Source organism: Streptomyces sp. Inha503, assembly GCF_047215865.1.
GTDB classification, from domain to species: Bacteria; Actinomycetota; Actinomycetes; order Streptomycetales; family Streptomycetaceae; genus Streptomyces; species Streptomyces lycopersici.
Genome location: NZ_CP178360.1, coordinates 1,894,656 through 1,910,315, shown reverse-complemented (window position 1 = coordinate 1,910,315; position 15,660 = coordinate 1,894,656). Strand labels below are relative to the sequence as shown.

10 protein-coding genes are annotated in these 15,660 nt (G+C 74.2%); 8 read left to right on the top strand and 2 right to left on the bottom strand.

Translation table 11 applies throughout. The features are described 5' to 3' along the window. Window positions 1–124 precede the first annotated feature (124 nt). The 8 genes from ACJX2R_RS07875 (at window position 125) to ACJX2R_RS07840 (ending at window position 12,917) form a co-directional block, all read left to right on the top strand. Window positions 125–964: a GntR family transcriptional regulator gene (locus tag ACJX2R_RS07875; protein WP_413099427.1), complete on the top strand. Its 840-nt coding sequence runs from the start codon at window positions 125–127 to the stop codon at window positions 962–964. A 140-nt stretch (window positions 965–1,104) separates the two neighbouring features. After that, window positions 1,105–1,827, top strand: a complete 723-nt coding sequence (locus ACJX2R_RS07870; RefSeq protein ID WP_262705193.1) for a DUF969 domain-containing protein — start codon at window positions 1,105–1,107, stop codon at window positions 1,825–1,827. Beyond that, the gene (locus tag ACJX2R_RS07865) at window positions 1,824–2,792 is read left to right on the top strand and encodes a DUF979 domain-containing protein (protein ID WP_413099426.1); all 969 of its coding nucleotides are present in this window, start codon (window positions 1,824–1,826) and stop codon (window positions 2,790–2,792) included. Before ACJX2R_RS07870 ends, ACJX2R_RS07865 begins: the two co-directional genes overlap by 4 nt. 14 nt (window positions 2,793–2,806) lie before the next feature. Next, window positions 2,807–3,451, top strand: coding sequence for a pyroglutamyl-peptidase I (pcp, locus tag ACJX2R_RS07860; RefSeq protein WP_413099425.1), 645 nt, complete (start codon window positions 2,807–2,809; stop codon window positions 3,449–3,451). 92 nt (window positions 3,452–3,543) lie between these two features. Continuing rightward, complete coding sequence (locus ACJX2R_RS07855; RefSeq protein WP_413105796.1) at window positions 3,544–4,587, top strand: DUF2891 domain-containing protein; 1,044 nt, start codon at window positions 3,544–3,546, stop codon at window positions 4,585–4,587. 130 nt (window positions 4,588–4,717) lie between these two features. Then, entirely contained in the window at window positions 4,718–6,250 is a 1,533-nt protein-coding gene (locus tag ACJX2R_RS07850; protein WP_262705190.1) for a hypothetical protein, read from the top strand. Window positions 6,251–6,317: 67 nt separating this feature from the next. Next, a complete protein-coding gene (locus ACJX2R_RS07845) occupies window positions 6,318–7,178 on the top strand; it encodes a hypothetical protein (RefSeq protein WP_371106184.1) in 861 nt (286 codons plus the stop codon). Window positions 7,179–7,244: 66 nt separating this feature from the next. Next, the gene (locus tag ACJX2R_RS07840) at window positions 7,245–12,917 is read left to right on the top strand and encodes a hypothetical protein (protein WP_413099424.1); all 5,673 of its coding nucleotides are present in this window, start codon (window positions 7,245–7,247) and stop codon (window positions 12,915–12,917) included. Window positions 12,918–13,004: 87 nt separating this feature from the next. Here ACJX2R_RS07840 and ACJX2R_RS07835 read toward each other — a convergent pair whose 3' ends face one another. Together ACJX2R_RS07835 and ACJX2R_RS07830 are read right to left on the bottom strand one after the other, a co-directional pair. Further along, window positions 13,005–14,471, bottom strand: a complete 1,467-nt coding sequence (locus ACJX2R_RS07835) for an aldehyde dehydrogenase family protein (RefSeq protein ID WP_413099423.1) — start codon at window positions 14,469–14,471, stop codon at window positions 13,005–13,007. Further along, complete coding sequence (locus tag ACJX2R_RS07830; protein WP_413099422.1) at window positions 14,468–15,625, bottom strand: aromatic ring-hydroxylating oxygenase subunit alpha; 1,158 nt, start codon at window positions 15,623–15,625, stop codon at window positions 14,468–14,470. The genes ACJX2R_RS07835 and ACJX2R_RS07830 overlap by 4 nt, the downstream gene beginning before the upstream one ends. Between the last annotated feature and the right edge of the window lie 35 nt (window positions 15,626–15,660).

Here is a 15,660-nt window from a genome sequence, read left to right as displayed (position 1 = left end):
TGCGGATGGCACCACAAGGTAAGCGATCGTTGAACGATCCGACAAGACGCTTGTTGTCCGGGGGCGGTTTCTGGGCTTGACTTCTCGCTATACGGGACGAACGAGACACCGAACAGGGGCTGATGTGGCGAACGGGACAAAGGGTGCGAACCGCCGTTCCGGCGAGTCGTCGGACGAGTCGCCGGACGAGGTGCCGGAGATGTCGGAGGCGCCGGAGACGGCCGGGACGCCGGAAGCCGCGGAGCCGGTGGAGCCGACCGGGTACGCCCCGGTCCCCGGTCTCGCCGCCGGGCTCGAGGCCGACCGGGCACTGCTGGGGCGCACCAGCACGGCGGAGCGCGTCGCGGACATCCTGCGCGACCGCATCGCCGAGGGGTTCTTCCCGCCCGGCACCCGGCTGTCCGAGGACAGCGTGGGCGGCGCGCTCGGCGTCTCGCGCAACACCCTCCGGGAGGCGTTCCGCCTGCTGACCCACGAGCGGCTGCTGGTGCACGAACTGAACCGCGGCGTCTTCGTCCGCGTCGTCACGGTGGACGACCTCAACGACATCTACCGCGTGCGCCGGCTCGTCGAATGCGCGGCGGTCCGCGGCCTGGGCGAGCCACCGTACGAGGTGCGGGCGGTCGAGGCGGCGGTCCTGGCGGGCGAGCGGGCCGCGCGGGACCGGGCCTGGCAGGACCTGTCCACCGCCAATATCCGCTTCCATCAGGCGATCGTCTCCCTCGCCGGAAGTCCCCGCGCGGACGAACTCATGCGCGCGGTGCTGGCCGAGCTCCGGCTGGTCTTCCACGTCATGGCCGACCCCCGCCGCTTCCACGCTCCCTATCTGGTGCGCAACCGCCAGATCCTGGAGGTGCTCCAGGGCGGCGACGCGATGGAGGCGGAGCGGCTGCTCGCCTCCTATCTGGACGATTCCCAGGGGCAGTTGGCCGACGCCTACGGGCGGAAGATGTCCCGCCGATAGAGGTTTCCCAGCGGTAAACGATCCGGCGGAGCCGGAACAAGTTCGTTTCAGGCTCTTGTCGGATCGTTGAACGAACGCCTAGCCTCCGGTGCACCCTCCTCACGCCCCCGTGAGGTCCTTGTGCGCGGAAGGCCGGACGCATGATCGTTCTCCTTGGCGTCCTCGTGGTGATCCTCGGATTCGCCACACGACGCAACCCGTTGCTGGTGGTGGGGGTCGCCGGCATCGCCACCGGACTGCTGGCCAAGCTCTCGCCCCAGGAGATCCTGGCGGCCTTCGGCAACGGCTTCGCCTCCAGCCGCTCGGTGACGATCTTCGTCATCACCCTGCCCGTGATCGGCCTCCTGGAGCGCCACGGCCTCCAGGAACAGGCCCGTACCCTCATCGGCCGGCTCGGCAAGCTCACCACCGGCCGGTTCCTCGCCCTCTATCTGCTGCTGCGCCAGCTCACCGCCGCGCTCGGCCTCACCAGCATCGGCGGGCCGGCCCAGAGCGTCCGGCCCATGGTCGCGCCGATGGCCGAGGGCGCCGCGGAGCGCCGCCACGGCCCGCTGCCCGAGCGGGTCCGCGAGCGCGTCCGCTCGTACTCCGCCAGCGCCGACACGGTCGGGCTGTTCTTCGGCGAGGACTGCTTCCTGGCGATCGGCTCGATCCTGCTGATCACCGGGTTCGTCAACACCACGTACCACACCCACCTGGAGCCCCTTCAGCTGGCGCTGTGGGCCATCCCCACCGCCGTCTGCGCGTTCCTCATCCACGGCTTCCGGCTGCTGCGCCTGGACCGCTCGCTGGACCACGACCTCGCCGCCGCCGGCGGCCGATCCGCTGCCGAGGGCAGCCGCACCGCGGAGGAAGCCAAGTGATCAAGGCGGAGTGGTTCTACTGGCTCGTCGGCGCCGTCTTCCTCGCCATGGCCGCCCAGATGGTCGTCGACCGCACCAACCCCAAGCGCCTCGGCTCGGCCGCCTTCTGGGGGCTGCTCGGCGGCTGCTTCTTCTACAGCAGCTGGGTGGTGGAGAAGAAGGCCCCGGCGGAACCGCTGGGCGTCGCCGTCCTCGCCATGGTCTGCCTGGGCGGCTTCCCGCTCACCGGGCGCGGAGTGCCGCGCACCACCACGTCCGAGCAGCGCGTGGCCTCGGCCGCCCGGCTCGGCAGCAGGCTGTTCGTCCCGGCGCTCACCATCCCGCTGGTCGCCGTCGTCTGCGCCTCGGCCGTCAAGCACTGGCACATCGGGGGCGAACCGGTCCTGGAGGCCGGCAGCGAGACCATCCTGGGCCTCGGCTTCGGCGCGATCGTCGGGCTGCTGGTCGCCATGGTCGTGGTGCGCGAGCGGCGGCCCGCGGTGTCGCTGCACGCGGGCCGGAGCCTGCTGGAGTCCATGGGGTGGGCGCTGCTGCTGCCCCAGCTGCTCGCCGTGCTCGGCTCCATCTTCCAGGAGGCCGGGGTGGGCACCCAGGTCGGCAAGATCACCGAACAGGTGCTGCCGGAGGGCCAGAAGTACGTGGCCGTGGCCGTCTACTGCGTGGGAATGGCCCTGTTCACCGTCATCATGGGCAATGCCTTCGCCGCCTTCCCGGTGATGACCGCCGCCATCGGCTGGCCCGTGCTCATCCAGCAGATGCACGGGGACGCGCCCGTCGTCCTCGCCGTCGGCATGCTGGCCGGATTCTGCGGCACGCTCGTGACGCCCATGGCCGCCAACTTCAATCTGGTGCCCGCCGCCCTGCTGGAACTCAAGGACCAGTACGGGCCCATCAAGGCGCAGATCCCCACCGCCGGGGCGCTGTTGGTCTGCAACATCGCCATCATCTCGCTGTTCGCCTTCTGAAGGGGGCCGCTGCTGTGACCCGCGTGCTTCTCACCGGCTTCGAACCCTTCGCGGGCTCGGCCGTCAACCCGTCGTGGCAGGCCGTCTCCCTGGTGGCCGCCGATCCGCCGCCCGGCACCGAGGTCACGGCCGTACGACTCGCCTGTGTCTTCGGCACCGCCCTCGAGGAGCTGGCCGCCGCCGTGGCGGAGGCCGACCCCGACCTGGTGCTGTGCGTGGGCCAGTCGGGCGGCCGTCCCGGTGTCACCGTCGAGCGGGTCGCGATCAACGTCGACGACGCCCGGATACCCGACAACGCCGGACGGCAGCCCATCGACGAACCGGTGGTCGAGGGCGGTCCCGCCGCCTACTTCGCGTCCCTGCCCGTCAAGGCGTGTGTCGCGGCCGTCCGCCAGGCCGGGATTCCGGCCGCCGTCTCACAGACCGCCGGAACGTTTGTGTGCAACCACGTCTTCTACGGTCTGGCCCACCTCATCGCCACCGAGCGGCCCGCCCTGCGCGGTGGCTTCGTCCACCTCCCGTACGCGCCCGAGCAGGTCGTGGACGGCGCCGAACCCGCACTGCCCGCCGCCATGGCGGCCGACGCGCTGCGGGCGATCATCGGGGCGGCCGTGAGCACCCGGACCGATCTGCGCGTCGCCGAGGGGGCAACGCATTGAACGCCTACGAGCCGAACGTGGTGAACGGGCCGAACGTGGTGAACGGGCCGGACGCCGCGAACGAGCCCGACGCCGCGAACGAGCCCGACGAGGTGGAAGGGCCGGACGGGACGGGGAGCGAACTCGGCCGGTACGCGGCCCGGTTCGCCGCCCTCGCCACCGCCAACGTCACCCGGGCCTATCCCAACGCCCCCGCGCATCTGCTGCGCGGACCCGAGGACCTGGTCGAGCCACGCCGGCACCACCCCGCCTTCTACGGCTCCTACGACTGGCACTCCGCGGTCCATATGCACTGGCTGCTGGTCCGGCTGCTGCGCCGCTGCCCCGACCGCGTCCGCGCCGGCGAGGTCACCGCCGTACTGGATGAGCACCTTACGGCCGGCGCCCTCGCCGCCGAGGCGGACTATCTGCGCGCACATCCCTCCTTCGAGCGCCCTTACGGATGGGCCTGGCTGCTCGCGCTGACCGCCGAGTGCCGAAGCCTGCCGGGGCCCGCGGGCGAGCGCTGGGCCGAGGCCCTGGAACCGGCCGCCGACGCCGTCTGCGCACTGCTGGGCGGATGGCTGGAACGCGCCACCTACCCGGTGCGGCACGGCGTCCACACCAACAGCGCCTTCGCCCTCGGCCTGGTCCTGGACAGCGCGGCCGCCGCGGGCGTCAAGGGGATCGTGGAACCGGTCACCGAGGCCGTCCTCGACTGGTTCGCCGACGACCGCGACGCGCCCGTCCACTGGGAGCCCTCCGGACAGGACTTCCTCTCGCCCGCGCTCACCGAGGCCGAGGCGGTCTGCCGGGTGCTGCCGGAGGAGGAGTTCGCGCGCTGGCTGGAACGCTTCCTCCCCGGCGTCGAATGGGGCGCGCCCGTCACCGTGCTCACCCCGCCCATCGTCTCCGACCCCGCCGATCCGCAGATCGGCCATCTGCTGGGCCTCATCCTCAGCCGGGCCGCCGCGCTCCGCCGCCTGGCCGCCGCCCTGCCGCACGGCGATCCGCGCGCGGACGTGCTGCGGACGGCGGCCCGTGACCATCTGGCCGCAGGGCTCCCGGCCACCGTCTCCGGGGACTTCACCGGCGACCACTGGCTCGCCACCTTCGCGGCGCTCGCCCTGGACGGACCACCGGCCGGTGAGCCGTAGACTGACGGATCGGTGAGGTGCGGGGGACGCGCCGGTGTACGCGCGTACACGCGCGGGGGACCTGGTGTGTCATAGCGGGATCTCCGTGCCGTTTCGTACGTTGTCGGTGCGACCGCCTACTCTGTGCGACGTGACATCTCCACCCCCGGGGGCCGCCGCGCCCCAGCTCAACACCGCTGAAGGGGCCGCCAGGCCGGCCCCGGGCCCGGCCGCCGACGAGGGCCTGGCCCGGCGGCTGCGCGCGCTCGCCTGCACCGCGCCGCTGCACGACCTGGACGCGCGCAAGGCCAACCTCGCGGGGGAGTACGGGGTGTACGCGATGGCGGAGGTCGCCCTCGCCGCCATCGACCTCGTCACGCTCCACATGGACTTCGACACCGGCGCCGACCACGAGCAGATAGTGGCCAGGCTGCTGCCCCGGGTGGCGGCCCAGGCCCCCGGGCGCCCCGCCGCCGAGCACGACCGGGTCGCCCGCTGGGTGCTGGAGAACCTGATCAACGTCGGCAGTGTGGACCGCGGCTTCCGCGCCGTTTACGGCACCTTCGGGCCCGATGGGGTCTATGTCCGCAGGGATTACGACTTCAAGCTGATCGAAGAGGTGCCGGGCCCCGGCGGCAGCGTCTATCTGCGCACCACCGACGAGGCGGTCAACGTCCTGGTCGGCGCCCTCGACACGGATGTCACCAGCGCCCAGATCGCCGCCGAGGTCAAGCTGGAGGTCCTGATCAGCCGGGGCCGCCTCGCCGATGCCCAACTCGCCGCCGAGCAGGCCCGCTACCGCACCGTGCAGTACTCGGAGACCCTGCGCCGCACCCTCGACGCCACCCGGCGCAACGTCCGCGCCGTCGACTGGCTGAGCACCGTCCCCGAGCTGATCAGCGAGGCGCTCGACCACGTCGCCGACCGCTACCGCCACGAGAACGCGATCCTCACCAACATCCGCAAGGCGCGCGACGAGGCCGAGAGCGCCGAGCACAAGCGGCGCGCCGCCGAGCTCGTCGACATCGTCAAGGACTGCATCCGGCGCCATACCCAGCTCCAGTCCCGGCTGCTCGAGGCCGGTCCGCTGTTCCGCGCGGAGCAGGACCGCCAGTCCTTCGCGCCCCCGGCCCCGCGCTCCGGATACGACCTGTACGGACAGCTGCTGGCCCCCGTCCTCCCGCTGCCCCTCGAGCGCGCGGGCCGGGTCACCGACGCGTTCTTCGCCCGCGGCACGGGGCTGCGCACCCCGACCTCGGTGCGGATGAGCGACCTGGTCGAGATGCTGCTCACCCCGCCCGTGGAGCGGGAGCACCTCGGCGCGGAGATGCCCGAGCCCGATCTCATCGCCACCCCCGACGACAGCCGCTTCAGCGAGGAGCAGCTGGCGGTGGCCATGGAACTGCTCGAACTGCCCGCGGACGCCCCGCGACGGCTGTCCGGGCTGCTCGCCGACGCCCGCCGCCGCGACCCCGATCTGCCCTATCTGATCGCCCTCCTCGCCGTCCACGCCGCGAGCCCCCCGGTCGGCACCGCCTACCGCCAGGGCGAGCAGCGGCTGCTGTTCGCCGTGGACGACGGGACCGAACTGGACGACCCCGAATTCGGCGGCGCCGACCTGATAGTGGGCACCGCCCTGCTGGACGCGGCCGGTATGGCGGCCGACCGCGCGGAGGTGGCCTGATGGCCGCGATCCATGAGTACGCCCCGCGCGAGGAGGTTCAGCCGTGACCGAGTACGACATCGACGAGATGACCCCGCCGGACGCGGCCCCCGCCCCGGCGGCCGCCGGGCTGACACCCGCCGACGCGGCCGACGCCGCGCGGCTGGTGGCCTTCGGGCTCCAGCCCAAGCTGCTGCCCGCGCGGGACGTCGAATACGCCGAGCTGCTGCGCCGCCACCGCGACGAACCGGCGTTCGCGCGCCTCACCGACGCCATCGCCGCCGGTCTCGGGCTCATCGTGCTGGAGGTGTCGACCCGCGCCGGAATGGCGGTGACCGCCGCCGAGGACTCCGTCTTCGCCGTCCGCATGGGCGACTACGCCCGCCGCGCCGCCACCGACTCCGCCGACCGCTTTCTGCACGGCCTCGCCCATCTCGCCGTCGCCGCCCTGGCGTTCCCCCGCCCCGAGGACCTCGCCGACGACGGCTATATCGGCCGCGTCACCGTCAACGGGGTCGACGCCTTCGTCCGCCAGGCGTGCCGGCGGCTGGAGGAGCGCGCCGAGGAGCAGGGGGAGAACACCGACCCCGCCACCGGTGCGCCCGGTCTGGAGTCCGCCTGGCGGGTCTACGCCCGGCGCAGCGCGACCGGCGCCACCAAGGACGCGCGCAGGCTCGCCGGTTCCACCACCGGCATCGTCGGCAAGGCCGTCGCCTTCCTGGTCGACTCCGGCTTCCTCCAGCGCACCGGCGACGAATCCGGCGGCACCTACCGCACGACCGCCCGCTATCAGCTCCAGGTGCGCGACATGGCGGCCTCCGCCGCCATGGCCGAGCTGCTGGAGCTCGGCGTCGTCCCCGTCAGCGACGGCGGCGCCACCCTGCTGCCCCCCGACCAGGGCGACGACCTCGACCTGGTGGCCGACGCCGGTCTCCCCTTCCACTCCTGAACCCCGACGCCCGGCCCCCCACCCGCCCGACACCACCACACCTTCCGACAACGAGAGTCCGCCGCCATGTACGAGCTGTCCCGGATCCGCCTCTACTCCATCGGGCCGGCCGGTGCGCGTTACGCCGACACCGTGCTGGACCTGCGCGGAGTCGGCGAGCCGGTGCCCAGCCCCGCGCCCACTCAGGCGGAGTTCTTCGAGGAGGAGCCGGTCGGCCCGCCGCGCCGCCCCGCCCCCGCCGGGGTGCTCTTCCTGGAGAACGGTGGCGGCAAGTCCGTCCTGCTCAAACTGATCTTCTCGGTCATGCTGCCCGGCCATCGCAACACCCTGGGCGGCGCCAGCTCCGGTGTGCTGCGCAAGTTCCTGCTCGCCGACGACTGCGGGCATGTCGCGCTGGAGTGGCAGCACACCGTCACCGGTGAGACCGTCGTGGTCGGCAAGGTCAGCGAATGGCGCGGCCGTCAGGTCTCCAACGACCCGCGGAAGTTCGCCGAGGCGTGGTACTCCTTCCGGCCCGGCCCCGGGATGAGCCTGGACTCGCTGCCGGTCGCCGAGTCCGCGGCGGTGCGGCCCGCCGTCGAGGGCGCCTCCACCGCCCGCGGCCGCCGCCGCACCATGAAGGGCTTCCGTGACGCCCTTACGGAGGCCGCCAAGGCGTACCCGCATCTGGACGTGGTCTGGGTGGAGATCCACGAGCGCTGGAACGAACACCTCGGCGAGCTCGGCCTCGACCCCGAACTCTTCCGCTACCAGCGGGAGATGAACGCCGACGAGGGCGAGGCCGCCGGGCTCTTCGCGGTCAAGAACGACTCCGACTTCACCGACCTGCTGCTGCGCGCCGTCACCGACACCCGCGACACGGACGGGCTCGCCGACCTCGTCCACGGCTTCGCCCACAAGCTGGGCCGCCGCGCCGAGCTGACCGCCGAGCGTGACTTCACCGCCGGTTCGCTCGATCTGCTCCAGCGCATCGCGGACGCCGCGGACCGGCGTGAGCAGGCGCGCGGTGTGCACGCGGGCGCCGAGCGCCGCACCCGTACGCTCGCCCGGCGGCTGTCCGCGCGCGGCGGGGAGGAGCGGGCGCGCGCCGCCGAGCTCGCCGAGCGGGTCGCCTCGGCCGCCGAGGCCGTCACCGACGCCGAGGGGGCGCGCGGCCGCAGCGACCTCGTCGCCGCCGAACTCGCCTACCGGCACGCCTCCCTGGCGCTCGCCGCCGCCGAGAAGGGCGCCGCCGCGCAGCGCCGCGAGCTCAACGACGCCCGCACCCTGCACTCCGCCTGGCAGGCCGCCGAGACCGTGCTGCGCCACCGCGCCGCCGCCGACCGCTCCGCGCGCGTGGCCGCCGCCATCCGCGAGGCCGAGCGGGACGCGGCCCCCGCGCTCGCCGCCCGCGCCAAGGCCGCCGCCGAACTCGTCCGTGCCCTGCACGCGGCCGCTGAGGACGGCGAGCGGGTCGCCAACGAGGAGGAGGAGCGCTCCGCCGGCCTCCAGGAGGCGGGCGAGGCCGCCCACCGCGACGCCACCTCCGCTGCCACGGCGGCCCAGCGCGCCCGCAGCGACGCCGAGCATCTGCGCCAGCGGCTCGCCGAGGTCGAGCAGGAGACCGCCGAGGCCGTCCGCGCCGGATGGCTCGACGACTCCGCCCCCGACGCCGACCCGGCCCGCGCCGCGCTCGCCGCGAGCGACGCCGAGAAGACCACGGTCGCCGCGTTCGACGAGGCCCGCGAGACCGCCCGGCGCACCGCCGACCACGCGAAGTCGGCCGCCGCCGAGGAGGCCCGCATCGAACTGGCCGCGGCGCGAGCGGCGGACGCGGCGCGGGCCGCGGAGTCCGCGTACGACGCGGAGCGGCGCGCCGCGGAGGCGCTGGGCGCGGAGCAGCGCCTGGTCGAACTGCTGGGCCTGCCGCAGCCGTCCGCCGCCGTCCCCGCCCCACGCGCCGCCGCCACCCGCCCGTCACCGGCGGACGCGCGCGCGGCGCGCGGGGTGACGGTGCGGGTTCCGGACGCGGACGGCGTGGGCCGCCGAGGGGCCCGAGCCCTGCCGACCGACTCGGACCGGACCGGGTGGATCACGGTCCACGTGGACGAGGAGGACGCGGACGACGTCGGACTCTCCCAACTCCCCGCCGCCTTCCGCGCGGACCCCTCCGCCCACCCGGTCCCCGTGGACGGCGAGCCCGCGCCCCACGACCACGCCTACGCCCCCGAGGAGCCCCCCACCGACACCCGCGAACGCCTCGCGGCAGAGGACTGCGCCGGCCCGGGTCCCGCCTCCGGCCCGGCGCCCGGTGAGGGCGGCGCCGCCTCGTGCGCCCTCGGCGAGCCGTGCCCGGTGGGCGAGGTGCCGGGGCGCGTCGAGGGGCCGGGGGACGGCTCCTCCCCCGTCGGCGGTGGACGGACGGATGCCCAACCGGTGGATGAGGCGGAGGAGACGCGCCGCGCTCGCCATGGAGCGGCGTCCGCCGAGGACGCGGAGGCGGACCCCGGGGAGGCCCCCGGGCGTCGTCCGCTCGCGGCGGAGTCGCGGCCCGCGGGACGGGTGACGGTGCGGATCGACGAGGCCGGGGACGATCTGGCGGACGATGACGGCCCGCGCCCCGACGGTCCCCGTGACGGCGCCCCGGCCGTGGCGGCCGGTTCCCACGGCGACGGCGGTCGGGCCGGGACGCGGGTCGCGACGGACTCGGCCGACGTCAACCACGCGGCCCCGGCGGGCGTTCCGCGCGGCGGGGCCCGGGTTGTGGCGGCTGAGTCCCGGCCGCCCGGAGAGGTGTCGGCTCGGGTCGGCAACGGCGGTAAGGCCGAAGGGGAGGCCGCCGCCGCCAACGACACCCAGCCCGGCCCCGACGACGCCGACACCGCCACCGACGACTCCGACTGCTGGAGCCCCGATCCCGGCAGCGAACCCGAACCCGAACCCGGACCCGATCCCGAAAGCGACCGCGACCGTGGTCGCCGCCCCCAGCCCGCCCCGCGGCCCCTCGAGGAAGGCCCGCTCACCGCCGAGGAGTTGGACCGCAACGCCGAGGCGTTGCGGGAGCTGCTCGAGGAGAGTGTGAGCTCCGCCGAGCGGCAGTTGTTCGAGCTGCGGACCGCCGCCGCCGAGGACGCGCGGATCCTGGGGGCGCTCGGTGACGGGGGGCTGTTGCCGCCCAGCGCCGATGTGCTGGCGGCCGTCGAATTCCTCGGCGAGCACGGCATCCCCGCGCTCCCGGGTTGGCGCTATCTCGCCCAGGCCGTGGACCCCGTCGACCACGCCGCCGTGCTCGCGGCCCGGCCCGAGCTGGTGGACGGCGTCGTCATCACCGACCCCGGCACCCACGCCCGCGCCCGTGAGGTGCTCGGCCAGGCGTCGCTGCTGCCGCGGTCCGCCGTGGCCGTCGGGACGTCGGCCGCGCTGCTCGCGCCGACGCCCACGCCCGGCGCCGAGGACAGCGCGGTCTTCCTCGTGCCGCCGAACCCGGCGATGCACGACGAGCGCGCCGCCGACGACGAACGGCGCGAGCTGCGGGCCCGTGCCACAGCGCGGGACGAGGAGATCAGGGCGCTCGCCGCGCGGCTGGCCGGGGACCGGGCGCTGTCCGCGCGGCTCGCCTCCTGGCGCACCGGCTGCCCGACCGGGCGGCTCGCGGAGCTCGCGGCCGCGGCCGAGACCGCGCGGGAGGCCGCCGACACCGCGCAGAGCGACCTCGTGGAGGCACGCACGGCACGCGCGGAGGCCGATGAGGCCGCCACCGAGGCCGCCCGCGTCCGGGACGAACGCCAGGAGGCGGCGCAGCGGGCCCGCCGGGTGGCGGACGCGCTGGCCGGTCTGGCGTACCGGCTGCGGGAGCGCGCCACCTGGCAGACCCGGCTGCGCGAACTGGCAGAGGAGGCCGTCGAGTACGAGGAGCGCGCCGCGGGCTGCGTGGACCGGGCCCGCGCCGCCGACGAGGACCGGCGCGCCGCCCAGCGCGCGGCCGACGACGCGCGCCGTACCGCCCGCGCCCTGCGCGCCGAGCGCGCGGAGATCGCGGGCGCCCCCGACGACCTCGGCGAGGCCACCGAGCCGCCCTCCGCCTCGCTGCCCGCGCTCCGCGAGGCGTACCGCGCCGCCTCCCAGGTCTACGAGAAGGTCGGCGTCGGCGCCGACCTCCGCGCCGAACAGGCCCGCGCCGAAAGCGACGAGAGCGCGGCCCTCGCCACCCTCGACCGGCTCACCAACAAGGTCCGCACCCGCGCCGCCCAGCTCCTGGAGGGCACTGACGGCGCCGACGGCCCCTCCCGGCAGGCCGCCGCCGCCCGCGCCGAATCGCTGGTCCAGATGCTGGAGAGCCGCGCGTCGGCGGCGAGCGAGCAGCTGGGTCGGCTGCGCGGCGAGGCCGAGCGGCTCGCCCCCGCCGACGGCGACGCCCACACCGAGCTGCCGGAGGAGACGGTCCCGGCCGACGCCGAGCAGGCGAAGGAGCTGCTGCGCACCGCCAATGGCGAACTGGCCGCCCGTACGGACGCCCTGGACACCGCCCGCACCGCCCACGCCGACCTGGTGCGCGCCCACCGCGCCGCCGAGGACGCCGCGGGCGGCTTCGACGAGACCGCCGCCCTGCTGCGGGATCTGCTGCGGGACGGCCCCGGCGCGGAGGACGACGGCGAGCGGCCCGAGCCGTACGCGGGGGATCTCGCCGAGGCCCGTCAGGCCGCCGCCGAGACCCGCCGCTCACTGCGCGGCTGCGCCGCCGATCTCTCGGCGGCCGAGTCCTCGGTGCGGGAGGCGAGCGACGTCCTCGTACGGCACGCCAACTCCACCCGCTACGAGCAGGTGCGCACCCCCGCCCGCCAGCAGATCCGCGAACTCCCGGCGGCCGCGCTGCCAGAGCACGCCGCCGCCTGGGCCGAGGCGTTCGCGCCCCGGCTGCGCGTGCTCACCGACGAGCTGGAGCAGCTGGAGCGCAACCGCGACTCGATCGTGGACCGGCTGCGCGGCCTCGTCGAGTCCTGTCTGGCCACGCTGCGTTCGGCGCAGCGGCTCTCCCGGCTCCCGGAGGGGCTCGGCGAGTGGTCGGGCCAGGAGTTCCTGCGGATCCGCTTCGAGGACCCCGACCAGGCCACGCTCACCGAGCGGCTTGGCGAGGTCATCGACGAGGCCACCCGCTCCGCCGTCCGGAAGAACTCCGATCTGCGCCGGGACGGCATGTCACTGCTGCTGCGCGGGGTCCATGCCGCGCTCCAGCCGCGCGGGGTGGCCGTGGAGATCCTGAAACCGGACGCGGTGCTGCGGGCCGAGCGGGTCCCGGTGGGGCAGATGGGCGACGTGTTCTCCGGCGGGCAGCTGCTGACCGCCGCCATCGCGCTGTACTGCACGATGGCGGCCCTGCGCAGCAACGACCGGGGCCGGGACAAGCACCGCCACGCGGGCACGCTCTTCCTCGACAACCCCATCGGCCGCGCCAACGCCACCTATCTGCTGGAGCTCCAGCGGGCGGTGGCGGACGCGCTGGGAGTGCAGCTGCTCTATACGACGGGGCTGTTCGACACCACCGCGCTGGCCGAGTTCCCGCTGGTGATCCGGTTGCGCAATGACGCGGATCTGCGGGCCGGACTGAAGTACATCAGCGTCGAGGAGCATCTGCGGCCGGGCCTGCCGGTCCGCGAGCCGGAGGAGGAGCAGCAGGTCCACGGCCAGATCACCGCCACCCGGATGTACCGCCGCCCCGAGGCGGACGCGGCGGCGCCCGACGAGGTGGCGGACCGGCCGTGAGCAGGGAGGGCTCCCCCGAACCGGGGTTCACCGTCTGGGTGATGGACGCCGAGGAGGACGCGTATCGGACCCGGACGGACTCCCCGGTCAGGCGAACCAGCCCTGCGGACGCGGACGCGTATTGCGCCAGATGTGCTTGGCCTCCCGGTACTCCGCGAGTCCGCTGGGCCCCAACTCCCGCCCGGTCCCGGACTGTTTGAACCCGCCCCACTCGGCCTGCGGGAGACAGGGGTGGTAGTCGTTGATCCAGACGGTACCCAGCCGCAGCCGTGAGGCCACCCGCTGCGCCCGCGCCTCGTCGCCGGACCATACGGCCCCGGCGAGCCCGTACACGGTGTCGTTGGCCAGCCGCACCGCCTCGTCCTCACCGGCGAAACGTTCCACCGTGAGCACCGGCCCGAAGGACTCGTCGGCCAGCACCGACATCCCGCTGTGGCAGCGGTCGAGGACGGTCGGCAGGAAGTAGTAGCCGTCGGCCAGGGCCGGATCGTCGGGGCGGGTGCCGCCGCAGCGCAGCCGGGCGCCCTCCGCGAGCCCGGCCGCCACATACGCCTCGACCTTGGCCCGGTGCGCCGCCGAGATCAGCGGACCGGTCTGGGCCCGCTCGTCGAACGGCCCGCCGAGCCGGATCCCGCGGGCCCGGCGTACGACCTCCTCGACGAAGGCGTCGTGCACCGGGTCCTCCACCAGCAGCCGGGCCCCGGCCGAGCAGACCTGCCCGGAGTGGAGGAAGACCGCGGTGAGCGCGTAGTCCACGGCCGTGTCGAAGTCCGCGTCGGCGAAGACCACATTGGGGTTCTTGCCGCCCAGCTCCAGCGAGGTCCGCTTGACCGTGCCCGCGGCCGCGGCCATGATCCGGCGTCCGGTCCGCAGGCCCCCGGTGAAGGACACCATGTCCACATCGGGGTTGTCGGTGAGCGGGGCCCCGGCCTCGGCGCCCGGGCCGAGCACCAGATTGGCCACCCCGTCCGGCAGTCCGGCCTCCGCAAGCAGCCGCATCAGGGCGATCGCGGTGCTGGGGGTCAGCTCACTGGGTTTCAGAACGAAGGTGTTGCCCGCGGCGAGCGCGGGCGCCACCTTCCACGCGGTCTGGAGCAGTGGATAGTTCCACGGGGTGATCAGAGCGCAGACCCCGACCGGTTCATAGACCACCCGGCTGACGGCGTGCTCGCTGCCGGTGTCCACGACCCGGTCCGCCTCGGTGCGCACCAGCTGTCCGTAGTAGCGGAAGCACGCCACCACACCGTCGATGTCGACGTCGCTCTCGGCCAGGCGCTTCCCGGTGTCCAGGGACTCGGCGCGGGCGAGCGCCGCCTTGTCGCGCTCGACCAGAGCGGCGACGCGCAGCAGCAGATCGCCGCGCGCCCCGACCGGGGTACGGGGCCAGGGCCCCTGGTCGAATGCCTGCCGGGCGGCGGCCACCGCCTCGGCCGCGTCCTTGCCGCCGCCCTCGTCGACGACCGCCACCAGCGATCCGTCGGCCGGGCAGCGGATCTCCCGGGTGCGCTCGTCGATCGCGCCGGTCCACTGGCCACCGATGAAGAGGTCCGTCACGGGCATTCCTCCGCTTCCGGGGTCGGGACATGGTCGGTCACCCATCGGTGGAAGGCGCCGATGTGGTGTTCGCTGGGGACGAGCACCCCGCCGTCGCGGTAGGCGCGGGAGTTCATGGCGGGCTGGGTGCGCTCACAGGCGTCGAAGTCCTGGGTGTTGACCCGGTGGAACAGCTCCACCGACTTCGAAAGATCCCGATCGGACGCCACCACTTCGGGTGCGTAGAGCCAATCGCATTCGACCAGCGTGCGATCGGGAGCGAGCGGGAACATCCGGTGCATGATCACGTGGTCGGGCACCAGATTGAGGAAGACCTGCGGCCGTACCGTGATCGCGTAGTAGCGGCGGTCCTGCTCGTCGGCGATCCCCGCGAAGCGGCCGAACCCCTCGCTGCCGTCCACCGTGAACCCCTGGGCCTCCTCGGCGAACTCAGCGCCGTGCCCGACGAAGTACTGAGCCGCCAGCCCGTCGGCGAACTCCGGGAGCACCTCGGTCAGTTCGGGGTGGATCGTCGCGCAGTGGTAGCACTCCATGAAGTTCTCGACGATCAGCTTCCAGTTGGCCTTGACGTCGTAGGAGATCCGGCGGCCCAGCGCCAGCCCCGCCACGCCGTAGCGCTCCACGGAGTCCGCGTCGCCGAGCCGCTCGGCCACCTCCCCGATCACCGTCTCCTCGAACGACGGTGGCTCCTCGGCCAGGCAGACCCAGACATAGCCGAGCCATTCGCGAAGCCGTACCGGCACCAGCCCGCGCTCGACCCGGTCGACATCGGGCATCTTCGATAGGTTGGGGGCGGCGGTGAGCCGGCCGTCCAGATCGTAGGTCCAGGCGTGGTACGGGCATTGCAGCGAGCGCCGCACCGTACCGGACTCCTCGGTGCACAGCCGGGCGCCGCGGTGGCGGCAGATATTGAGGAACGCCCGCGCCTCCCCCCGCCGGTTGCGGGTGATCAGCACGCTCTCCCGGCCGACCCGCACGGTGCGGAAGGCACCCGGCCGGTCCAGATCGGCCCCGCGCACCGCGCAGAACCACATGGCCTCGAACAGGTGCTCCTGCTCCCGGCGGAAGACCCCGGGAGCGGTGTACCAGTGGCCGGGGAGAGTGGCGAGCAGACTGGGGGGCGTGATGGCGGGGGACTCGGGAGCCACAGTCATGGGTTCTCCTCAGGCGGTCGCGGCGGTCGGCCGGC